Here is a 22,487-nt window from a genome sequence, read left to right on the forward strand (position 1 = left end):
GCTGTTGCCGGCTTTCCCCCATAATTCCGACATCCCGTCCTAGAGCTGCGCAGGATTCCCATGGAGCAATTCCGCAATATCGGCGTCATCGGTCGGCTAGGCAGTTCGCAGGCGCTCGATACCATTCGCCGTCTGAAGAAGTTTCTGCTCGATCGGCACCTGCATGTGATCCTCGAGGACACCATCGCCGAAGCGCTGCCCGGTCACGGCCTGCAGACCTCGTCGCGGCGTAACCTCGGCGAGGTCTGCGACCTGGTGATCGTCGTCGGCGGCGACGGCAGCCTGCTCGGTGCGGCCCGCGCGCTGGCGCGCCACAAGGTGCCAGTGCTGGGCATCAACCGCGGCAGCCTGGGCTTTCTCACCGACATCCTGCCGGACGAACTGGAGGTCAAGGTCGCCGAAGTGCTCGACGGCCAGTACTCGGTGGAAAGCCGCTTCCTGCTCGAGGCGGAAGTGCGCCGGCATGGCGAGGCGATCGGCCAGGGCGACGCGCTGAACGATGTGGTGCTGCACCCCGGCAAGTCGACCAAGATGATCGAGTTCGAGTTGTTCATCGACGGCCATTTCGTTTGCAGCCAGAAGGCCGACGGCTTGATCGTCGCCACGCCGACCGGTTCGACCGCCTACTCGCTGTCCGCCGGCGGGCCGATCATGCATCCCAAGCTGGATGCCATCGTCGTAGTGCCGATGTACCCGCACACCCTGTCGAGCCGGCCGATCGTGGTCGATGCCAACAGCGAGCTGAAGATCGTCGTGGCCAAGGACATGCAGATCTATCCGCTGGTGTCGTGCGACGGGCAGAACCACTTCACCTGCGCGCCGGGCGACACCATCACCGTCAACAAGAAGGCGCAGAAACTCAGCCTGATCCACCCGCTCGACCACAACTATTACGAAGTCTGTCGGACCAAGCTGGGGTGGGGCAGTCGCCTGGGCAACGGGAGCGACTGATGCTCGATCCGGCGCGAAGCTACGACCTGATCGGCGACGTGCATGGCTGTGCGCGTACCTTGCAGCGTCTCCTCGACCAGCTCGGCTACCGGCAGCAGGGCGGCGTCTGGCGCCACCCGCAGCGCATGGCGCTGTTCCTCGGTGACATCGTCGATCGCGGCCCGCGAGTGCGCGAGGCCCTGCACCTGGTGCACGGCATGGTCGAGGCCGGCCAGGCGCAGTGCATCATGGGCAATCACGAGTTCTATGCGCTTGGCTGGAGCACCCCGGCGGCACCGGGCAGCGGCAAGCACTTCGTGCGCGAGCACACGCCGCGGCATGCGCGGCTGATTCGCCAGACTCTCGAGCAGTTCGAAGACTATCCAGCGGACTGGCGCGATTTCCTCCAGTGGTTCCACGAGTTGCCGCTGGTCATCGATGCCGGGCGGTTCCGCATGGTGCATGCCTGCTGGGACAGCGAACTGATCGCCACGCTGCGCTCGACCTATCCCGAAGCGCGCATCGACCAGAGTTTCGTCCAGGCCTCGGCGGTGCCGGGCAGCTTCGCCTCGCGGGTGATCAACCGCCTGTTGCGCGGTACCGACATGCGCTTGCCGGATGGTCTGACCCTGACCAGCGACGATGGCTTCACGCGCGGCTCGTTCCGTACCAAGTTCTGGGAAGAAGACCCACAAACCTATGGCGATATCGTCTTCCAACCGGACGCGTTGCCGGAGTGGGTGGCGCGCACCCCGTTGAGCGATGCGGAGAAGAACGAATTGCTGCGTTATGGCGAGCAGGAGCCGATGTTGTTCGTGGGGCATTACTGGCGCAGTGGGCGCCCGGCGCCGATCCGGCCGAACCTGGCCTGCCTGGATTACAGTGCGGTGCTGTTCGGCAAGCTGGTGGCTTACCGGCTCGATCAGGAAACCCGTCTCGACCCGCGCAAGTTCGTGTGGGTCGACGTGGATCGCCCGGAGGCGCTGCGATGAGTGCCATCGAAGCGCTGCGCCTGCCGGCGCAACAGGATCTGAGCGGTTTCGTCACCCTGCTGCAGCGCCTCGGCGTGCCACATCGGGTCAGCGAGGAGCGCGGCGAGCAGGTCCTCTGGGTGCCGGGCGAAGCCCTGGCCGGGCAGGTGCGCCAGCTCTACGAGCGCTACCCGGAGGGCGATGCGCAAGGTGAGCTGGCCGACCTCCAGGTGGAGAAAGCCAGTGCGCCGACCGGGTTTCTGGTCCAGTTGCGGCACAGTCCGATCACCGCGCTGATCCTGCTGTTGACCCTGGTGGTCGCCGCGGTGACCTTGCTCGGCGAGAACTTCGCCACGATTCGCTGGTTGAGCTTTCAGGACTTCAGCATCCACGGCGACTACATCCGCTTTGTCCCGCTGAGCGAGAGCCTGGCCGCCGGTCAGTATTGGCGGGTGATCACGCCGATGCTGATCCACTTCGGCATCCTGCACCTGGCGATGAATGCCATGTGGTACTGGGAGCTCGGGCGGCGTATCGAGGCCCGCCAGGGCGGCGTGATGCTGCTCGGCCTGACGCTGACCTTCGCCCTGATGTCGAACGTGGTGCAGTACGGCTGGAGTGGACCGTCGCTGTTCGGCGGTTTGTCCGGGGTGCTCTACGGCTTGCTCGGCCACTGCTGGATCTTCCAGCTGCTGGCGCCGAATCCGGCGTACCGCCTGCCCAAGGGCGTGGTGGTGATGATGCTGATCTGGCTGCTGATCTGCCTGTCGGGCGCGATTACCGCCCTGGGCTTCGGTGCGATTGCCAACGGTGCGCATGTCGGCGGCCTGCTGATCGGCTGTGCCACTGGACTGGTGGGCGGTGCGCTGGCCCGTCTGCACCGCTAAACTGCGCACCTTTGCTTTTGGAGGCTGGCATGTTGTCCTTTCTGGAAATGATCGAAAACATCACCCCCGATATCTACGAAAGCCTCAAATTGGCGGTGGAAATCGGCAAATGGTCCGACGGTCGCAAGCTGACCCAGGAACAGAAGGAGCTGTCGCTGCAGGCGCTGATCGCCTGGGAGCTGCAGAACCTGCCGGAAGACCAGCGCATCGGCTACATGGGCCCGCAGGAATGCAGCTCGAAGTCCGAGACAGTGCCGAACCTGCTGTTCAGTACCTCGTCGGGTACCCTGCATTGATGAACGAGCTGGCGCGCGGCGCGTTGAGCAAGATGGCCACCCAGCTCGACGCTCCAGTGCAGTACGCCTTTCGCTTGGGCGACGAGCAGCTGCCGGTCAATCCGCTGATCGGCCAGCGCATCCGTCTGGAATACCTCGGTGCGATCCACTGCAGCCACTGTGGGCGGCGCACCAAGACCAGCTTCGCCCAGGGCTATTGCTACCCCTGCATGCAGAAGCTCGCGCAGTGCGACGTTTGCATCATGAGCCCGGAACGCTGCCACTACGACCAGGGCACCTGCCGCGAGCCGAGTTGGGGCGAGCAATTCTGCATGACCGATCACGTGGTCTACCTGGCCAATTCGTCGGGGATCAAGGTCGGCATCACCCGTGCCACGCAGATTCCCACGCGCTGGCTGGATCAGGGTGCCAGCCAGGCGCTGCCGATCCTGCGTGTCGCCACCCGCCAGCAATCCGGGCTGGTCGAAGATTTGCTGCGCAGCCAGGTGCCCGATCGCACCAACTGGCGCGCACTGCTCAAGGGGGACGCCGAACCGCTGGACCTCGTGGCGATCCGCGAGCAGTTGTTCGAGCGTTGCGCCGATGGTTTGCAGGCCTTGCAGCAGCGCTTCGGGCTGCAGGCGATCCAGCCGCTGACGGATGGGCAGCCCATCGAGATTCGTTACCCGGTCGAGGCCTATCCGGCCAAACTGACCAGCTTCAACCTGGACAAGGATCCGATTGCCGAGGGCACGCTGCTCGGCATCAAGGGTCAGTATCTGTTGTTCGATACTGGCGTCATCAATATCCGCAAGTACACGGCCTACCAACTCGCCATCCACCAGTGATGGGCGCCGTGTCGCACTGAAGAAGGGCCACAAGCCATGCGCACCGAACAACCGAAGACGATCTACCTGAAGGACTACCAGGCGCCCGATTACCTGATCGACGAGACGCACCTGACCTTCGAACTGTTCGAGGACCATACCCTGGTCCATGCGCAACTGGTGATGCGCCGCAATCCGGAGAAGGCCGCGGGCGACAAGGGCACGCTGCCGCCGCTGGTGCTCGATGGCCAGCAGCTGGAATTGCTGGCGCTGGCGCTCGACGACGTGGCGCTGACCCCAGCCGACTACCAGCTGAGCGCCAGTCACCTGACCCTGCAGCCGAAGGTGGCGAGCTTCGTGATCGACAGCTCGGTGCGCATCCACCCGGAAAGCAATACCGCGCTGGAAGGCTTGTACAAGTCCGGCAGCATGTTCTGCACCCAGTGCGAGGCCGAAGGCTTCCGCAAGATCACCTATTACCTCGACCGCCCGGACGTGATGAGCAAGTTCACCACCACGCTCAGCGGCGAGCAGCACAAGTACCCGGTGCTGCTGTCCAACGGCAACCTGCTGGCCAGCGGGCAGGAAGAGGGCGGTCGGCACTGGGCGACCTGGGAAGACCCGTTCAAGAAGCCGGCCTACCTGTTCGCCCTGGTCGCCGGCGACCTCTGGTGCGTGGAAGACAGTTTCACCACCATGAGTCAGCGTCCGGTGACGCTGCGCATCTATGTCGAACCGGAAAACATCGACAAGTGCCAGCACGCCATGGACAGCCTGAAGAAGTCCATGAAGTGGGACGAGGAGGTCTACGGCCGCGAGTACGACCTGGACATCTTCATGATCGTCGCGGTCAACGACTTCAACATGGGTGCGATGGAGAACAAGGGTCTCAACATCTTCAACTCCAGTTGTGTGCTGGCCAAGGCCGAGACCGCCACCGACGCAGCGCACCAGCGCGTCGAAGGCGTGGTCGCCCACGAGTACTTCCACAACTGGTCGGGCAACCGGGTGACCTGTCGCGACTGGTTCCAGCTGTCGCTGAAAGAAGGCTTCACCGTGTTCCGCGACGCCGAGTTCTCCGCCGACATGAACTCGCGGACGGTCAAGCGCATTGAAGACGTGGCTTTCCTGCGTACCAACCAGTTCGCCGAAGATGCCGGCCCGATGGCCCATCCGGTGCGTCCGGATTCATTCATCGAGATTTCCAACTTCTACACCCTGACCGTCTACGAGAAGGGCGCCGAAGTGCTGCGCATGATTCACACGCTGCTTGGTGCGGAAACCTTCCGCAAAGGCTCGGACCTGTACTTCGCCCGCCACGATGGCCAGGCCGTGACCTGCGACGACTTCGTCAAGGCCATGGAAGACGCCAGCGGTCTCGACCTCACCCAGTTCAAGCGCTGGTACACCCAGGCCGGTACGCCGCGCCTGGCGGTCAGTGAGCAGTACGACGCGGCGGCGAACACCTACAGCCTGACCTTCCGCCAGAGCTGCCCGGCGACGCCAGGGCAGAGCGAGAAGCTACCGTTCGTGATTCCGGTGGAGCTGGGCCTGTTGGACGGGCAGGGCGCCGACCTGCCGTTGCGCCTCGTAGGAGAAGACACCGCGCAGGGGACAACCCGCGTGCTGTCGGTGACCAAGGCGGAGCAGACCTTCACCTTCGAGGGGCTCGCTGCCAAGCCGCTGCCGTCGCTGCTGCGGGGCTTCTCCGCACCGGTCAAGCTGAGCTTCCCTTACGACCGCGACCAACTGATGTTCCTCATGCAGCACGACTCCGACGGCTTCAACCGCTGGGAGGCCGGCCAGCAACTGGCGGTGCAGGTGCTGCAGGAGCTGATTGGCCAGCAGCAGCGCGGGGAAGCACTGTTGCTCGATCAGCGCCTGGTCGCCGCACTGCGCAGCGTGCTGGAGGACGAGGCGCTGGATCAGGCCATGGTCGCCGAGATGCTGTCGCTGCCAAGCGAGGCTTACCTCACTGAGATTAGCGAGGAGGCCGACGTCGACGCCATTCACGCAGCACGCGAATTCGCCCGTGCAGAGCTGGCCCAGGCGCTGTTCGATCCGCTGTGGAAGCGCTACCAGGCCAACCGCGAGGCGTCTCGTCAGCAGCCCTATGTGGCCGAGGCCGGACATTTCGCCCGCCGCAGCCTGCAGAACATCGCGCTGTCGTATTTGATGCTCGCGCATCGCTCGGAAGTATTAGTCGCCTGCCTGGAGCAGTTCGACGCGTGCGACAACATGACCGAGCGGCTGACCGCGCTGGCTGTGCTGGTCAACTCTGCGCACGCAGAAGAGCGCGATAAGGCGCTGACGGCGTTCGCCGAGCACTTCAAGGACAACCCGCTGGTCATGGATCAGTGGTTCAGTGTGCAGGCGGCGAGCGCTCTACCTGGCGGCTTGGAACGGGTACGGCAGTTGATGGAGCATCCGCTGTTCAGCATCAAGAACCCGAACAAGGTGCGTGCGCTGATTGGCGCCTTTGCCGGTCAGAACCTGGTGAACTTCCACCAGATGGATGGCTCGGGCTACCGTTTCCTCGCCGACATCGTTATCAGCCTGAATGCGCTGAACCCGCAGATCGCTTCGCGCCAGTTGGCGCCGCTAACCCGCTGGCGCAAGTACGATGCCGCCCGTCAGGCGCTGATGAAGGCCGAACTAGAGCGGATTCTTGCCTCCGGCGAGCTGTCCAGCGACGTCTATGAAGTGGTCAGCAAAAGCCTAGCCTAAGACCAGTTCTGCAATTTGAAGTGTTACCGAGGTGTCTCGGTAACACTTTTTTGTTACTTCCTGGAATAAGCCCTCCAATTCTCATTTCGTACCTGGCCCTAGGATAGGGCTGGGGCGCTTGACTGCGCGGCTTATATCTGCGCAAGCCGAATACCGGGCTGGGTGGAAGAGTGACAAAACGCGCCAGCTTGTAGGACAAGTTGGGCGATTGGTCAGTTTCGTTTTCGTGGATTGATCAGTGAATGATCGGTCACAAAGTGGGCGTGATAGTCGTTTTCGTGGCGCCGAAAAAATGTCGAGGGAAATGGCCTTTTGGCACCTTGGTTGCAATGCCAAGCGCCGATTGAGCCCCGCAATGGTGCAGGCATAAGCGCCAAGGGGATTGCAACAGCGTGTTGGAGGTGGTCCTCCGGCCGAACAAAGCCGCTCTAGCATGCGGCTGCACTGCAAGTCCGGCGACCGGCCTTGCGAATAAGAAGAATGATCTGTCCCTGGAGTAAAGCCTCGATGGAATTCAAGTCCACCAGTCCTATGCGTTTCGCACCGTCCAAGGCAGGCTTCGCCCTGGCCGGTATTCTGCCGCTGCTGGTCGCCGTTCAGGCGCAAGCGGTGGAATTCAGCTTCGCCGACAACGAAGTCAGCGGTTCGATCGACACCACCGTGTCCTACGGCCAACTGTGGCGCGTACAGGGTCAAGATAAGAACAACGACGACATCAACACCAACGACGGCAATCGCAACTTCGATACCGGCCTGGTTTCCGAGGTGTACAAGATCACTTCCGACCTGGAAGCGACCTACCAGAATTACGGCATGTTCGTCCGCGGCACCGCGTTCTATGACACCCAGATCATGGACAAGCGCAACGACTACCTGGACAACAACAGCCCGATTCAGCCGAGCCAGAATTCGCCGAAAGACGATAGCTTCACCCACGAGACCCGCCACAAGGCCGGCCGTGATGCGCAGATTCTCGACGCCTACCTATATGGCAACTGGGACGTCGCTGACATGCCGGTGACTGGTCGTGTCGGTAGCCAGGTGTTCAACTGGGGTGAGAGCGTGTTCTACCGCGGTGGTGTCAACACCACCAATCCGATCGACGCCGCCAAGTTCCGTCTGCCGGGTTCTGAGCTGAAGGAAGTGCTGGTGCCGGTTGAGGCTATCAGCGGCAGCCTGGGTCTGACCGACAACCTGTCGATGGAAGCGTTCTACCAGTGGAACTGGAAAGAATCCGCCATCGATCCGGCCGGTACCTACTTCTCCGAGACGGATCTGTTCGCTGATGGCGGTAATACCGCGTATTCGACTCAGCCGGCGCTGATTGCCGCTGGCGCCCTCTATCCGGGGCTAAGTGCCGCACATGCTGGCGGCCTGCAGGGCGGCCGCAACGTCGATGCCAATGGCAATATCAAGGTTGCCTCTGTTGGCCAAGACATCAATGCCAAGAACGACGGCCAGTTCGGCGTCAACTTCAAGTACATTGCCGAGGAACTGAACTCGACGGAGTTCGGTGCCTACTTCGTTAATTACCATGCTAAAGAGCCGACTATTGCGGCTGATCTCGGGGCCTACCAAGGTCTCGATATCGCGGCCATTGCCCAGGGCGCGTGCGCCGCGGCCACTCCTCCTGGTACCCCATGCAACAACCCGGCGGTATACGGTAACTTCCTGACCGCTGCTGGCGGCCTCGCCACCATGGACGTCGCCAACGCCGTCAACGCTCGTCGCGAGTATGTCGAAGACATCCGCATGTACGGTTTCAGCTTCAACACCACCGTCGGCAATGCCTCGGTATTCGGTGAGCTGGCTTACCGTCCTAACATGCCGATCGGCATCGCCACCACCAATGACCTGCTGGGTGATCTGTTGCAACAGGCGCCGCGACTGGCCAGCGGGGGGGGCATCAATGTCGGTGGGCAGAGCGTTCACCTCGGCGACGAGATCCACAACTATGAACGCGTCGAGATGTTCAATAGCTCGATCGGCACCATCTATAACTTCGGTCCGGCGTTGAGCTTCGATTCGCTGTTTGGCGTAGCAGAACTCGCTTCTGAGCATCTGCGTGGCAGTGACCTGCAGTACACCGATTTCAACGGAAAGAACCGTTATTACTCGGGCCGCGGAAATAACTCCTATGCGGGCAACCCCGACCGCGACAATCGTGACGATCAGGTCAACAAGAACGCCTACGGCTACACCCTGGTGCTCTCGGGTACCTGGAACGACGTGTTCGCTGGTGTGAACCTGTCGCCGTACGCCGTGTACAAGGATGACTTCTCGGGTAACTCCTATCAGCTCGGCAACTTCATCGAAGGCCGCAAGGCTTACACCCTGGGTATCAAGGCCAGCTACCTGAACAGCCTGGAAGCCGAGCTGCAATACACCGAGTTCTACGGCGCCGGCGAGAACAACGGCGCGCGTGATCGCGACAACGTCGGTGTCAACGTCAAGTACTCCTTCTAAGTCGAACCATTACTAGAAAGTGCCGGATGCCCACGGGCGTCCGGCCGATGAATCCTCACGGAGATTTGCAATGCTGAAAAAGCACACGCTGATGGGCGCAGCGATCGCGCTGACTCTGGCCGCTGGCCAGGCGCTGGCGTCGGTTTCGCCGGCGGAAGCCGCCAAGCTGGGCACCACCCTGACCCCGTTCGGCGCAGAAAAAGCCGCTAACGCCGCGGGCACCATCCCTGAGTGGACTGGTGGTATCACCAAGGCGCCGGCTGAGTACAAGGGCCCGGGCCAGCACCATCCGGATCCGTTCGCTGGCGACAAGCCGCTGTTCACCATCACCAAGGCCAACCTGGCGCAATACAAGGCCAACCTGACCCCTGGCCAGATCGCCCTGTTCGAAGCCTATCCGGATACCTACCAGATGCCGGTGTACCAGAGCCGTCGCTCCGGTTCGGCACCGCAGTGGGTGTATGACAACACTGTGAAGAACGCCACCACTGCCAAGCTGCTGGACGGCGGTAACGGCTTTGCCGACGCCTACGGTGGAATTCCGTTCCCGATTCCGCAGAACGGTGTCGAGGCGGTGTGGAACCACATCGCGCGCTACCGCGGTACCTACATCGTGCGTCGTGCCTCGGAAGTGGCAGTGCAGCGCAACGGTGACTTCAGCCTGGTGACCTCGCAACAGGAAGCACTGTTCAAGTACTACCTGCCGAAGGGCAACTTCGCTGACCTGAACAACATCATGTTCTACTACCTGTCCTTCACCAAGAGCCCGGCGCGTCTGGCTGGTGGTGCGACCCTGGTTCACGAGACCCTGGATCAGGTGAAGGAGCCGCGTCAGGCGTGGGGTTACAACGCCGGTCAGCGTCGCGTGCGTCGTGCGCCGAACCTGGCCTATGACACCCCGATCGCCGCGGCCGATGGCCTGCGTACCGCCGACGACACCGACATGTATAACGGTGCCCCGGATCGCTACAACTGGAAGCTGGTTGGCAAGAAGGAAATCTACATTCCTTACAACAACTACAAAGTTTCCAGCGGTGACGTGAAGTACAAGGACCTGCTCAAAGTCGGTCACCTGAACCCGGCGTTCACCCGCAACGAACTGCACCGCGTCTGGGTAGTGGAAGGCACCCTGAAGCCGGGCGCTCGCCACATCTACTCCAAGCGCACCATGTACCTCGACGAAGACAGCTGGCAAGCCGCTGCCATCGACCAGTACGACGGTCGTGGCGAGCTGTGGCGCGTATCGCTGGCCTACCTGAAGAACTACTACGAGCTGCCGACCACCTGGTCCGCGCTGGACGTGTTCCACGATCTGCAATCGCGTCGTTACTACGTGCAGAACCTGGACAACGAAGAGCCGACCACCATCGACTTCAGTCAGGCGATTCCGGATGACGGCTACTTCAAGCCGGCCGCGCTGCGTCGTCGCGGTACCCGCTAAGCGTCACGCGCAACAAAAAGCCGCTACCCATGTAGCGGCTTTTTTGCTTTTGCGGCGCTGATAATGTAACGATCGACGCCGATGCTTAACAAAACATAACGTCCGTCTGATTGTCAGCGATTTCCAAAGCTGGCTAGGATAGCGCGTCCCAGTGAGACACATACCCATAACAATAAGGGAGAAGGTTTATGAGTGAGCCCGTCTTGTGGCGCACCCAACCCGGTCACGCTTCAGTAGCACCGGCGCGCCATTTCCGCTCGCCGGTCGCAAAAATGCTATCGCTGTGCAGTGTGTTGTCCATCTTCGCTTGCGCCGCACTCCCTGTGCAGGCGGATGACGAATCCAAATCGACCATCACCTATTCCATTGAATCGCCGCGGGCCGTTCACAGCCTGTTGCTCGGCGTCGTGCACGCCGGCAAGCGCCTGGTTGCCGTGGGTGAGCGTGGTCACATCATCTACTCCGACGACGAAGGCAAGAACTGGACGCAAGCTCGCGTACCGACTCGCCAGCTGTTGACCGCCGTCACCTTCGTCAACGACAAGAAGGGTTGGGCGGTCGGTCACGATGCGCAGATCCTTGTGACCCAGGATGGCGGTGCCACCTGGACGCAGCAGTTGGTCGACATCGAGCGCGAAGAAGGCGCTCCGTTCCTCGACGTAGCCTTCACCGACGAGAACAACGGCTTTGTTGTTGGTTCCTACGGTGCGCTGTTCGCCACCACTGATGGCGGCCAGAACTGGGAAGACGTCTCTGACCGTCTGGACAACCCGGATGGTTATCACCTCAACGCCATCGCGCCGATCAAGGGCGACGGGCTGTTCATCGTCGGCGAAACCGGCTGCATGTTCCGCTCGCGTGATGGTGGGCAGACCTGGGAAACCGTCAAGGGCCCGTACGAAGGCTCGCTGTTCGGTGTCACCGGCACGCAAACCGCCAACACCGTGCTGGCCTATGGTCTGCGTGGCAACCTGTTCCGTTCCACCGACTTCGGCACCAGCTGGCACAAAGTGGCGCTGAAATCTGGTAACCGCGGGATGGATTACGGTCTGGCGGGTGGTACCGACCTGAGCGACGGCAGCGTCGTCCTGGTAGGGCATGGCGGTAGCGTGCTGAAGAGCACCGACGACGGACAAACCTTCTCGCTGGTGAACCGCTCCGATCGCCTGTCCCTGTCCTCGGTGACTGCGGCTGACGATGGCAAGCTGATTCTGGTGGGTCAGGCGGGTGTGCAAGTCGCCGCGCCGACAGGTGCCGAGTTGGGCCAACAATAATAACGCCGGGTCTTTTGAGATATGACAGCCATGACAACTCATCACCAGGATAAGGCGACGTTCCTCGAGCGCCTGATCTTCAACAACCGGCCGGTCGTGATTCTGATCTGCCTGTTGGTCAGTATTTTCCTGTTCTACCAAGCCATGCAGGTTCGCCCCTCGACCAGCTTCGAGAAGATGATTCCGCTGCACCATCCCTTCATCGAGAAGATGATGGAGCACAAGAACGACCTGGCTAACCTGGGCGGCAACACCATCCGTATTTCGGTGGAAGCCAAGAACGGCGACATCTTCTCCAAGGAATACATGGAAACCCTGCGTCAGGTGCATGACGAAGTGTTCTATGTGCCTGGCGTTGATCGTTCCGGTCTGAAGTCGCTGTGGAGTCCGAGCATTCGCTGGACCGAAGTGACCGAAGAAGGTTTCTCCGGCGGCGAAGTGATTCCGCAGACTTACGACGGTTCCGAGGCCAGCCTCAACGACCTGCGCAACAACATCCTGAAGTCCGGCCAGATTGGTCGCCTGGTGGCGAACAACTTCAAGTCGAGCATCGTCGATGTGCCGCTGCTCGAGGTGTACCCGGACCCGGAAGACCAGGGCAAGCTGCTCAAACTCGACTACCGCCAGTTCTCCCATGAGCTGGAAGAGAAGATCCGCGACAAGTACGAAGCTCAGAACCCCAACGTCGACATCCACATCGTCGGTTTCGCCAAGAAAGTCGGCGACCTGATCGATGGTCTGATCATGGTGGTGGCGTTCTTCGGCGCGGCGTTCCTGATCACCCTGGTGGCGCTGTACCTGTTCACCTGGTGTATCCGCAGCACCATCGCGGTACTGATCACCACCCTGGTGGCGGTGATCTGGCAACTCGGTCTGATCCACCTGATCGGTTTCGGTCTCGACCCGTACTCGATGCTGGTACCGTTCCTGATCTTCGCCATCGGTATTTCCCATGGCGTGCAGAAGATCAACGGTATCGCACTGCAGTCGAGCGACGCCGACAACGCCCTGACCGCCGCCCGCCGCACGTTCCGTCAGCTGTTCCTGCCGGGCATGATCGCGATTCTGGCCGACGCCGTGGGCTTCATCACCCTGCTGATCATCGACATCGGCGTGATTCGCGAGCTGGCCATCGGTGCATCCATCGGTGTGGCGGTGATCGTGTTCACGAACCTGATCCTGCTGCCGGTGGCGATTTCCTACGTCGGTATCAGCAAGAAGGCCATCGAGCGCAGCAAGCGCGACGCGGTCCGCGACCATCCGTTCTGGCGCGTGCTGTCGAACTTCGCCCATCCGGTGGTGGCGCCGCTCTCGGTGGTCATCGCGCTGGCTGGTGGTGTGGGTGCCTACTGGTACCAGAAGCAGCACCTGCAGGTCGGTGACCTCGATCAGGGCGCGCCGGAGCTGCGTCCGGACTCGCGCTACAACCAGGACAACAACTTCATCATCAAGAACTACTCGACCAGCTCCGACGTGCTGGTGGTGATGGTCAAGACCACGGCCGAAGGTTGCTCGACCTACGACGTCATGGCACCGATTGACCAGTTGATGTGGAAGATGAACAACACCGAAGGTGTGCAGTCGGCCATCTCCCTGGTCACCGTCTCCAAGCAGATGATCAAGGGCATGAACGAAGGCAGCCTGAAGTGGGAAGCGCTGTCGCGTAACAAGGACGTGCTGAACAACTCCATCGCGCGTGCCGAAGGCCTGTTCAACACCGACTGCTCGCTGGCGCCGGTGCTGGTGTTCCTCAACGACCACAAAGCTGCGACGCTCAAGCGTGCGGTTAAGGCCGTTGAAGAGTTCGCCGCGGAGAACAACAAGGACAACCTGCAGTTCATCCTCGCCGCGGGCAACGCCGGCATCGAGGCGGCGACCAACGACGTGATCGCCAAGTCCGAACTGACCATCCTGATCCTGGTTTACCTCTGCGTGGCGGGCATGTGCCTGATCACCTTCCGCTCGCTGGCAGCGACGGTGTGCATCGTGCTGCCGCTGATCCTCACCTCGATCCTGGCCAACGCCCTGATGGCGTCGCTCGGCATCGGTGTGAAGGTGGCGACGCTGCCGGTGGTGGCGCTGGGCGTGGGTATCGGTGTCGACTACGGCATCTACATCTACAGTCGCCTGGAAAGCTTCCTGCGTGCCGGTCTGCCGCTGCAAGAGGCCTACTACGAGACGCTGAAGTCCACCGGTCGTGCGGTGCTGTTCACCGGTCTGTGCCTGGCCATCGGCGTAGCGACCTGGATCTTCTCGGCGATCAAGTTCCAGGCCGACATGGGTCTGATGCTGACCTTCATGTTCCTGCTGAACATGTTCGGTGCCCTGTGGCTGCTGCCGGCACTGGCGCGCTTCCTGATCAAACCGGAGAAACTGGCCGGTAAGAAAGGCGGTTCGCTGCTGGCTCACTAAGCTCGCAGGCAACCCAGAAAACCGCGGCCCAGGCCGCGGTTTTTTTATGCCTGCAGGTTTGAGGAGGCGGAGCGACTGGCGCGCCAGTTCGGCCGACGCGTTGCAGCGGTGATCGTGAATGCGAGGTGGGTTCTGGGATGGTTGGTGCTCCCAGTCCAGGTGCGCGGGCAGGGCGCGAGCTTGGAGTCGCAGCGGAGACGTTGGCAAGGTAGCGGTGCGCCGTGCCCGCGGATGGGGGAGCAGCGAAGCGCTCGGCAGCTTCACCTGGACCGGCCGGGCGCGCGTCTACGTTCCGCCAGCGATGTGCAGCTGCACTGGGGCGGGTAGCGATACGCTATACGGCAGCAATCAGCGCGGATACAGCGGCGGCAGGCTGGCGTTGTCCTCGATTGGGGTGTGCGGTCGCGTGCTGGGCAGGTTGCGGATCGCCTGCCAGAGCTCGTCGCCTTGCCACTGCTGGCCGCTTTCGCTGTACAGCGCGCCGTTCAGGCCGTCCAGGGCATCGGACAGCGGCACGAAGCGCGCCGCCATGTCGGCCAGCGTCTCCGGCTGCTGACGGGCCCAGGCGTCGAGCGCCTGGCGGGTCGCGTGGGTATCGTTGCTCTGGCAGGCGCGCTTGAGGTCGTCGAGCAACGTGCGCGGGCTGGGGCCGCTCTGCGCGGTGGGGCGGATCGCCGGTTGGCGACGGGCTCGCCACCACAGGCCGAAGCCGAGCAGGGTAGTCAGTGCCAGGGCGGCGCAGGCCAGCTGCCAGGGCCACAGCAACTGCTCATCGCGCTCCACGGCCGGGGCCGAGGGGCTGACCGTGCTGGATTCGCTCTCTAGCACCGGATTGACCGCCACCTCGAGGGTGCGTGCCGGGATGCTCGCGCGCTCCAGACGATCCTCGCGGGTGTTCCACCAGGCCACTTCCACTTCCGGCAGTTCGATACGTCCGCTGCGTCCCGGCACCAGTGCCTCGCGTTCCTCGCGGCTGCCCACCAGGCCGCGCTCGCTGGTCAGATTGTTCAGCTGCGGCTGATCCGGATAGCGGCGCAGGCCGTCGACCTGGGTGGCCGGCAGCGGGGGCAACTGCGCACTGGACAGGCCGTCGACCTTGACCAGCAGGTTGCGGGTCAGCGAGTCGCCGACCTGCACCTGGTTCGGTTCCGGGCTCCAGGTTTCCACCAGGCTCAGCGCGCGGGCAGGCAGCCACGGTGCATCGGCCGGATAGCTGGCCGGCTTGGCCTTCACCGTCAGCGGAATCTTCGGCGAGCGCACTTTGACCAGCTTGCCCGGACGCGGGCCGAACGGCTGGAACTCATCGGCCTGGCCGGTCGCGACGGTGGTGGCGCTGAACAGCAGGGCAGGGATTTGCAGCTCGCCGCTGCGCTGCGGATAGATGGCGTAGCGCAACTCGATCACGCCATGGCGCACGCCATTGATTTCCTTCTCGTAGGTGCGCGCTTGACCGAGCTGCTCGATGCGCGCATCGGCGATCTGCAGCGGAGTCAGGCTGCTGTCGTCGTACAGCGACACCGAGTGGTAGATGCGCAGGGTCAGCACGACCTGGGCCTGCACGTAGACGCTTTCCTGATCGAGGCTGGCGTCGATGAAGATCGGCGCGACCTTCTTGCCCGCCGATTCGCTGCCGGCCTTGAGCACCTGCAGGCTGATCGGCTGGCTGTGCAGTTCGCCGAGGCTCAGCTGCGGGATGACCACCGTGCCGTACTGCTTCGGTTGCAGGGTGATGATCCAGCGGGTGGTTGCCGCGGTCAGGCCTTCGCGGGTGCTGAGGCGGTTGATCTGCCGGGTGCCGAGGACCTCGAAGGCAGCGTCCAGCGGCGAGAGGTCAGGTTTGCCGAACTGCGTGGGATCGTCGGATTCCAGGGTCAGCTCGACCGTTTCGCCTTCGCTGAGCCGCGCACGGTCGACGCTCGCCGTCAGGCTGGCTGCGTGCGCCACCAGGGTCAGCAGCGAGAAAGCAAGGGCGCAGAGCAGGCGGATCATCGAGTGTTTTCCTGACGCTGTTGTTGTTCGTGCCAGAACTTGCGGCGTAGCAGTTCGGCCGGATCATCGGGGATCTGTCGCAGCCATTGCTCCATGGCCTGGCGTTGTTCGCCGTCCAGGGCCGGCTGATTGTCGAGCGCGATGGCCCGGTTGTCGCCGTCGCTCAGCGTGTCGCTGCCGGCTTGCTGGCCGCTGCTGGCCAATTGATTGGCGGACTCCGCGGGCGATGCCTCGGCCGATTGCGAGTCGGTTTCGCTGGTTGCCGGTGCTGGCTCGCTTTGCCCTTCGCTGGTAGCCCCGGGTTGCGGTTCACCGGCCTGCGGCTCGGCTTGCTCAGCCTGTTGCGCGGCTTGTTGCTGCTGTTCGCGCTGGCGTAGCAGCTCCTCGACCAGAGCTTTGTTGTGCAGTGCCTGGGGCAGGTCTGCCTGATGCTCCAGCGCCTGCTCGTAGGCGTCCAGGGCGGCGTCCAGCTCGCCGGCCTTGGCTAGCGCATTGCCGCGATTGTAGTGCGCTGCGGCATTGTCGCCCTGGGCGAAGCGGCGGGCGGCGCCGGCAAAGTCGCCGGCCTGGTATAGCGCCAGGCCTTGCCATTGTGGATTCTCGAAGTGCGCGGCGGCCTCCGCCGGGCGCTGCGCTTGCAGTAGGCGCTGACCTTGCTGATCGGCGCGCAGCCAGAGGTCGTTGAGTTCGAAGGCCTGGCTGGGTTGCGGTTGCAGCAGCAACAGCGGCAGACAGAACAGCCAACCGCGCCGCCCGGCGCAGGCAGCCAACAACAGCAGCGGCAGGAGCAGCCAGTGACCCTGTTCGCTCCAGCCGGAGAGCAGGGTGGATTGTCCCTCGCGCAGAGCCTGCGGGCCGTCGAGCAGGCCTAGGCTGCGCAGGTCGCGCTCGTCCAGGCGCGCACTCGCGTAGCGCCCGCCCATGGCGCGGGCAAAGCGCGACAGCCCAGCGCTGTCCAGGCGCGGCAGCAGGATGGCGCCGCTGGCGTCCTTGAGGAAGCCGCCGTCCTCCTGGGCAATCGGTGCGCCCTGAGCGGTGCCGATGCCGAGGATGTGCAGCGGCACCGACTGGCGGTGCAGCGCCTTGCGGATGCCGTCGCGCTCGGCGTCGCTCAATGATGAAGTGAGCAGCAGCAACTGGCCGTGGCCTTGGGCGCCCTGTTCGAGCAACTGCACGGCCTTCTCCACGGCCAGGTCGGCACGCTGGCCCGGCTCCGGCATGATCGAGGGCTTCAGCGCCTCCAGCAGGTTGCGGCTGGTGGCCAGGTCGTCGGACAGCGGCACCAGCGTGTGTGCGCTACCGGCGTACACGACGATCGCGGTCTGCGCGTCGCGGCGCGCCTCGAGCAGGTCGAGCAGCTTGCGCCGAGCCTGTTCCAGGCGGGTCGGCGCGCCGTCGCTGGCGAGCATCTGCGGGGTCAGTTCGAACAGCACCACCAGCGGATCGGCGCGCTGCTGGCTGGCGATTTCCATGCGTTGCCAGCTCGGCCCGAGCAGTGCCAGCAGACCTAGCAGCCAGGCGAGGCCGAGGGCGATCCAGGGCAGGCGATTGCTGCGCGTTTCACCGCCGTGCAGCAATGCGCTGTGGAAGGCCGGCGGCAGCAGCATCTGCCAGCGGCCGATGCGCCGCTGGCGGTGCCAGAGCAGCCACAGCAGCCAGCACAGCAGCGGCAACAGCAGCAGCCAGAACGGGCGTTGCCAGTGGGGCCAGAGCGCGCTCATGGGCGCCTCCGCAGCAGCCAGTGCGGGCGGCGTTCGAGCAGCAGGCGCGGCCAATGCGGCCAGGCGCCGTCGACCGCGAGCAGCAGACTGAGCAGCAGGGCGCCGGCCAGCGGCCAGGCGAACAGCGCCTTGGCCGGACGCGCCTGGGTGGGGCTCTGGTCGACTGGCTCGAGGCGGTCGAGCGCCACTTCGATCGCCTGCAACTCGTGCTGACTGCGTGCGCGGAAGTACGCGCCGCCGGTCTGTTCGGCGATTGCCTGCAGGGTCTCCTCGTCCAGGTCGAGGCTCGGGTTGAGGCCGAACAGGCCGCTGGTGACGCTCTGCTCGGGGTCGGCGCCGATGCCGATGGTGTAGATCCTGATCTGCTCCTCTGCCGCCAGACGCGCGGCGGTTAGCGGTTCGATCTCGCCGCCGTTGCTGGCACCGTCGGTCACCAGCACCAGCACGCGGCTTTGCGCCGGGCGCTGGCGCAGGCGTTTGACCGCCAGGCCGATGGCGTCGCCGATCGCGGTGTTCTTGCCGGCAATGCCGATCATCGCTTCGTCGAGCCAGACGCGCACGGTGTGGCGGTCGAAGGTCAGTGGCGCCTGCAGGTAGGCCTGGCTGCCGAACAGGATCAGCCCAACGCGGTCGCCCTGGCGACCCTCGATGAAGTCGCCGAGCAGGTGCTGGACCAGGGTCAGGCGGCTCACGTCGCTGCCTTTCCACTGCATGTCGGCGTAGTCCATCGAGCCGGAGACATCCACCGCAAGCAGCAGGTCGCGGCCGCTGGCCGGTACCGGTTGTGGTTCACCGACCCATTCCGGACGCGCGGCGGCCGTCAGCAGCAGCAGCCAGAGCAGCACGAAAGGTGCCTGCTGGCGCCAGCCCGGCAGGTGGCTGCGCGCACGGCGGCCGGCGAGCGACTCCAGTTCGCCGAGGAAGCTGACCTTGAGTGCCGCCTCGCCGCTGGGCGCCGGCGGCAGCAGCAGGCGCAGCAGCCAGGGCAGCGGGGCGAGCAGGAAGATCCACGGCCAGGCGAACTCAAACATGCTTGCGGATCCAGGTTTCGACGGCGTGCTGCAGGCCGTCGACGGCTTTGTCGTCGAGGGTGCACTGCGGTTTGTAGGTACCCTCGACCAGCACCATCCAGCGCGTCAGGCCGGCGGCCGGACAGCGGCTGTCGAGGAACGCCAGCCAGGCGCGCCCGCTCAGCGTGTGGCAGGGATGGTTCGGGTAGTGACTGCGGCATACGCGCTTGAGCAGCGCGTTGAGCTGCTGCAGCCAGGGCCCGGCCGGCTCGTCGTAAGGCCTGCGCAGTTGCTGCAGTTCCTCCAGCGCTGCGGCGCGCTGCGGATCGAGCGGCGCCTCGGCGGCGGCCAGCTGCTGGCGCCGCGCCAGGCGACGTCGCCAGAACCAGGCGGCCCAGGCGAGTAGCGGCAACAGCGCGGCCAGCACCCACCAGCCCGGTGCGGGCGGCCACCAGCCGATCGGAGGCGGTGCGATCAGTGGCTCCAGGCGGTCGAGCGGGTTCATTGCGGCTTCCGCGGATGGAAGGTGTTGAGGTGGTCGCGCAGCTGGTCGACCAGCGCGCTTTGCGTGCTCAGTGGCAGCAGCGGCACGCCGAGCTTCTGCGCCAGGCGCACCCAGGCCGCCTGGCGGGTGTCGGCCAGGCTGCGATAGGTCTGGCGCAGGTCGCTGTCGTGGGTGTCGAGCTCCAGCTGCGCGCCGTGCTCGACGAAGTTGAGCAACCCGGCGGCGGGCAGCGCATGGTCGAGCGGGTCGGAGAGTGGAAACAGCACCAGGTCGGTGTGCCGAGCGAGCAGGCTGAGCTGCTGCTCGCTGCTTTCGGTCAGCGCGCGTTCGTCGCACACCACGATCACCAGGCTGCCAGGACGCAGCACCTCGCGCGCGCGGCGCAGGGCCTGGCCGAAGGCCTCGCGGTTCGCTTGCAGTTCGGTGTGCAGCGCCTGATTGGCGCGCACCAGGCGGTTGAGCAGCTGCAGCAGGCTCTGTTTGCTGCGCCGCGGTTTGATCTCGTGCTGCTCGGCATCGCCGAACACCAGGCCGCCGACCCGGTCGTTGTGGTCGAGCGCCGCCCAGCCGATCAGCGCCGCGACCTGGGCGGCGAGCACCGACTTGAACATCAGCCCGCTGCCGAAAAACAGCCGCTGGCTCTGCTCGACCATGATGAAGATCGGTCGCTCGCGCTCCTCGTGGAACAGCTTGGTGTGCGGCTCCTGGGTGCGCGCGGTGACGCGCCAGTCGATGGTGCGCACGTCGTCGCCGGCCTGGTAGACGCGCACCTGGTCGAAGTCCACGCCGCGGCCGCGCAGCTTGGAGTGGTGCAGGCCGATCAGCGGGCTGCGCCGGCTGGGGGTGGAGAACAGCTGCACCTCGCGGACGTGGTGGCGCATCTCGATCAGTTCGGCGAGGTTGCTGCGTACACCGGGCTGGCTGGGCAGGATGTCCATGCGGACGCTCAATGGGCTGCGGTCGGCGCGCGCATCAGGCGACCGCGACCACGTCGAGCACGCGCTGGACCACGCGGTCCTGGTCGATACCGGCGGCTTCCGCCTCGAACGACAGGATGATGCGGTGGCGCAGCACATCGAAGAGCATGGCCTGGATGTCTTCCGGGCTGACGAAATCGCGTCCGGCCAGCCAGGCATGCGCGCGGGCGCAGCGGTCGAGGGCGATCGAGCCGCGTGGGCTGGCGCCGTAGGCGATCCATTCGGCGAGTTCGGCGTCGAACTTGGCCGGCGTGCGCGTGGCCATGACCAGCTGCACCAGGTATTCCTCCACCGCATCGGCCATGTACAGGCCGAGGATTTCCTTGCGCGCGGCGAAGATCGCCTGCTGGCTGACCCGCTGCTCGGGCTTGGTCTCGCCGTGCAGCGCATCGCCGCGCGCCTGCTGGAGAATCTTGCGTTCCACCGAAGCGTCCGGGAAGCCGATCTTCACGTGCATCAGGAAGCGGTCGAGCTGCGCCTCGGGCAGCGGGTAGGTGCCTTCCTGTTCGATCGGGTTCTGCGTGGCCATGACCATGAACAGCGGCGACAGGTCGTAGGTCGAGCGGCCCACCGAGACCTGCCGTTCGGCCATCGCCTCGAGCAGCGCCGACTGCACCTTGGCCGGCGCGCGGTTGATCTCGTCGGCCAGCACCAGGTTGTGGAAGATCGGCCCCTGCTGGAACACGAAGCTGCCGGTTTCCGGGCGGTAGATCTCGGTGCCGGTGATGTCCGCGGGCAGCAGGTCGGGGGTGAACTGGATGCGGTGGAATTCGGCGTCGATGCCTTCGGCCAGCTCCTTGATCGCCTTGGTCTTGGCCAGCCCGGGCGCACCTTCGACCAGCAGGTGGCCGTCGGCGAGAAGGGCGATCAACAGGCGGTCGATGAGCTTTTCCTGGCCGAGAATCTGGGTGGCCAGGAAGGTGCGCAAGTTCACGAGCGCTTCACGGTGTTCCATCGGATCGTTCCTGAAAGTGGGCTGCGGCCGGCTGAACGGGCTGCCGGGGCGCCTACTTTAATCTATTGCCGGATGATCGACTAAGGGCTCGGCCACAGTTCGCTCGCCGCTGTCCTGTCGCGCGTTGCTGCGGTTACCGGGGAGTGGCGTGAGACAGCGCAGCACGCTGTTGGGATTGCGCAGGCCGCGCAGGTGCGGCGCGCCGAACAGGTGTACCGCGAGGAAGTAGAGCGCGGCCAGCCAGGCGGGCATGCCGGCTTCGCGCAGCATGCGCTGGAACAGTCGGTCGGCCTGGCGCTTGCTCACGGGCACGACGTGGAGGTACTGGTACAGCGCGTCATGCACCAGGCTGGCGTGGTGGGCCAGCGGCCAGAACACCTCGCCCGCCTGTAGGTGGCCATGCTGGATGCGCAGCACCGGCGTGCGCCGTTCCCACCAGTCCGGTGAGCCGAACAGGGCCAGCCAGTAGAAGACGATCTTCGGCGAGCAGCCGTCCCAGGCGTAGGTGCGCGACCGCTCGAAGGCATAGCGCACGCTACGACTGGCCAGCGCGGGCTGCGCTTCGCCGGGGTTGATGATCAGCCGGCCGTTGTGAATCACCAGCCACTCGGCATAGAAGTAGCGGCCGCGCAGCTCTGGGCAGTCGTAGACCAGCGCATGGTCGATGTAGTTGAGCCACGGACCGTCGCGATCGCGACCGGCGAAGCCCCAGTCGCGCAGGCTGCGCGCGTGCAGTTCGCTGGCGCGACGCAGGCGTTCGCGGCGGCCGACCAGCAGCGGCAGGCCGATACCGAGATAGACCAGCGGACCGCCGACCAGCAGCCAGGGCAGCCAGCCGCGCGCGTAAAGCCCGGCCAGGCCGAGCAAGATCACGCCGAGCAGGGTTACCAGCAGGTTCTTGTGCGTGCAGATCAGCGCGCGGCGGAGAGGAGCAGGGGCCATGGTTTCCGTACACCGGCAGGGACGCCAGTCGGGCACCCCGGTGGCAGACACCCTAGCAGCTGTAGTGGCCTTGCGCCATAACCACTCCTTCGAGGGGTTGACCGAATATGTCGCAGGGCAGCAAGCCCGGCCGATTGGGCGTGGCTAAGCTGTGCGTGACTCATTGGTCGCCCCGCGT

The 22,487-nt window shown here is 64.2% G+C and carries 17 protein-coding genes; 10 read left to right on the top strand and 7 right to left on the bottom strand.

Going from position 1 to position 22,487, the window contains the following annotated elements; all coding sequences use genetic code 11:
• Positions 1-60 precede the first annotated feature (60 nt).
• The 10 genes from JQX08_RS09305 (at position 61) to JQX08_RS09350 (ending at position 14,210) form a co-directional block, all read left to right on the top strand.
• Positions 61-951 carry an NAD(+) kinase gene (locus JQX08_RS09305; RefSeq protein WP_205348082.1) on the top strand — a complete coding sequence of 297 codons (891 nt, stop codon included), beginning with the start codon at positions 61-63 and terminating at the stop codon, positions 949-951.
• Positions 951-1,922, top strand: coding sequence for a metallophosphoesterase (locus tag JQX08_RS09310; protein WP_430472511.1), 972 nt, complete (start codon positions 951-953; stop codon positions 1,920-1,922). Before JQX08_RS09305 ends, JQX08_RS09310 begins: the two co-directional genes overlap by 1 nt.
• On the top strand, positions 1,919-2,788 hold the full coding sequence (locus tag JQX08_RS09315; RefSeq protein WP_205348083.1) for a rhomboid family intramembrane serine protease: 870 nt from the start codon (positions 1,919-1,921) through the stop codon (positions 2,786-2,788). The genes JQX08_RS09310 and JQX08_RS09315 overlap by 4 nt, the downstream gene beginning before the upstream one ends.
• Before the next feature lie 29 nt (positions 2,789-2,817).
• Positions 2,818-3,084: a YeaC family protein gene (locus JQX08_RS09320; RefSeq protein ID WP_205348084.1), complete on the top strand. Its 267-nt coding sequence runs from the start codon at positions 2,818-2,820 to the stop codon at positions 3,082-3,084.
• Complete coding sequence (locus JQX08_RS09325) at positions 3,084-3,911, top strand: DUF2797 domain-containing protein (protein WP_205348085.1); 828 nt, start codon at positions 3,084-3,086, stop codon at positions 3,909-3,911. The genes JQX08_RS09320 and JQX08_RS09325 overlap by 1 nt, the downstream gene beginning before the upstream one ends.
• 36 nt (positions 3,912-3,947) lie before the next feature.
• Positions 3,948-6,617: an aminopeptidase N gene (pepN, locus tag JQX08_RS09330; RefSeq protein ID WP_205348086.1), complete on the top strand. Its 2,670-nt coding sequence runs from the start codon at positions 3,948-3,950 to the stop codon at positions 6,615-6,617.
• Between the two features lie 507 nt (positions 6,618-7,124).
• Positions 7,125-9,083: a DUF1302 domain-containing protein gene (locus tag JQX08_RS09335; RefSeq protein WP_205348087.1), complete on the top strand. Its 1,959-nt coding sequence runs from the start codon at positions 7,125-7,127 to the stop codon at positions 9,081-9,083.
• 70 nt (positions 9,084-9,153) lie between these two features.
• Positions 9,154-10,524 carry a DUF1329 domain-containing protein gene (locus tag JQX08_RS09340; RefSeq protein WP_205348088.1) on the top strand — a complete coding sequence of 457 codons (1,371 nt, stop codon included), beginning with the start codon at positions 9,154-9,156 and terminating at the stop codon, positions 10,522-10,524.
• 188 nt (positions 10,525-10,712) lie between these two features.
• Positions 10,713-11,798, top strand: a complete 1,086-nt coding sequence (locus JQX08_RS09345; protein WP_205348089.1) for a WD40/YVTN/BNR-like repeat-containing protein — start codon at positions 10,713-10,715, stop codon at positions 11,796-11,798.
• Positions 11,799-11,828: 30 nt separating this feature from the next.
• On the top strand, positions 11,829-14,210 hold the full coding sequence (locus JQX08_RS09350) for an efflux RND transporter permease subunit (RefSeq protein WP_430472512.1): 2,382 nt from the start codon (positions 11,829-11,831) through the stop codon (positions 14,208-14,210).
• 348 nt (positions 14,211-14,558) lie between these two features.
• Here the strand turns inward: JQX08_RS09350 and JQX08_RS09355 are convergent, their stop codons facing one another.
• Genes JQX08_RS09355 through JQX08_RS09385 form a run of 7 tightly spaced genes read right to left on the bottom strand, consistent with a single transcriptional unit; the run spans position 14,559 to position 22,309 of the window.
• A complete protein-coding gene (locus JQX08_RS09355) occupies positions 14,559-16,199 on the bottom strand; it encodes a BatD family protein (RefSeq protein WP_205348091.1) in 1,641 nt (546 codons plus the stop codon).
• Complete coding sequence (locus tag JQX08_RS09360) at positions 16,196-17,920, bottom strand: VWA domain-containing protein (RefSeq protein WP_205348092.1); 1,725 nt, start codon at positions 17,918-17,920, stop codon at positions 16,196-16,198. The genes JQX08_RS09355 and JQX08_RS09360 overlap by 4 nt, the downstream gene beginning before the upstream one ends.
• Complete coding sequence (locus tag JQX08_RS09365) at positions 17,917-18,951, bottom strand: vWA domain-containing protein (protein ID WP_205348093.1); 1,035 nt, start codon at positions 18,949-18,951, stop codon at positions 17,917-17,919. Before JQX08_RS09365 ends, JQX08_RS09360 begins: the two co-directional genes overlap by 4 nt.
• A complete protein-coding gene (locus JQX08_RS09370; protein ID WP_205348094.1) occupies positions 18,944-19,435 on the bottom strand; it encodes a DUF4381 domain-containing protein in 492 nt (163 codons plus the stop codon). The genes JQX08_RS09365 and JQX08_RS09370 overlap by 8 nt, the downstream gene beginning before the upstream one ends.
• The gene (locus JQX08_RS09375; protein WP_205348095.1) at positions 19,432-20,373 is read right to left on the bottom strand and encodes a DUF58 domain-containing protein; all 942 of its coding nucleotides are present in this window, start codon (positions 20,371-20,373) and stop codon (positions 19,432-19,434) included. Before JQX08_RS09375 ends, JQX08_RS09370 begins: the two co-directional genes overlap by 4 nt.
• Before the next feature lie 34 nt (positions 20,374-20,407).
• Positions 20,408-21,367, bottom strand: a complete 960-nt coding sequence (locus JQX08_RS09380) for an AAA family ATPase (RefSeq protein WP_205348096.1) — start codon at positions 21,365-21,367, stop codon at positions 20,408-20,410.
• Between the two features lie 57 nt (positions 21,368-21,424).
• The gene (locus JQX08_RS09385; protein ID WP_205348097.1) at positions 21,425-22,309 is read right to left on the bottom strand and encodes a DUF1353 domain-containing protein; all 885 of its coding nucleotides are present in this window, start codon (positions 22,307-22,309) and stop codon (positions 21,425-21,427) included.
• Positions 22,310-22,487: the final 178 nt, after the last annotated feature.

The organism is Zestomonas insulae (assembly GCF_016901015.1).
Taxonomy (GTDB): Bacteria; Pseudomonadota; Gammaproteobacteria; order Pseudomonadales; family Pseudomonadaceae; genus Aquipseudomonas; species Aquipseudomonas insulae.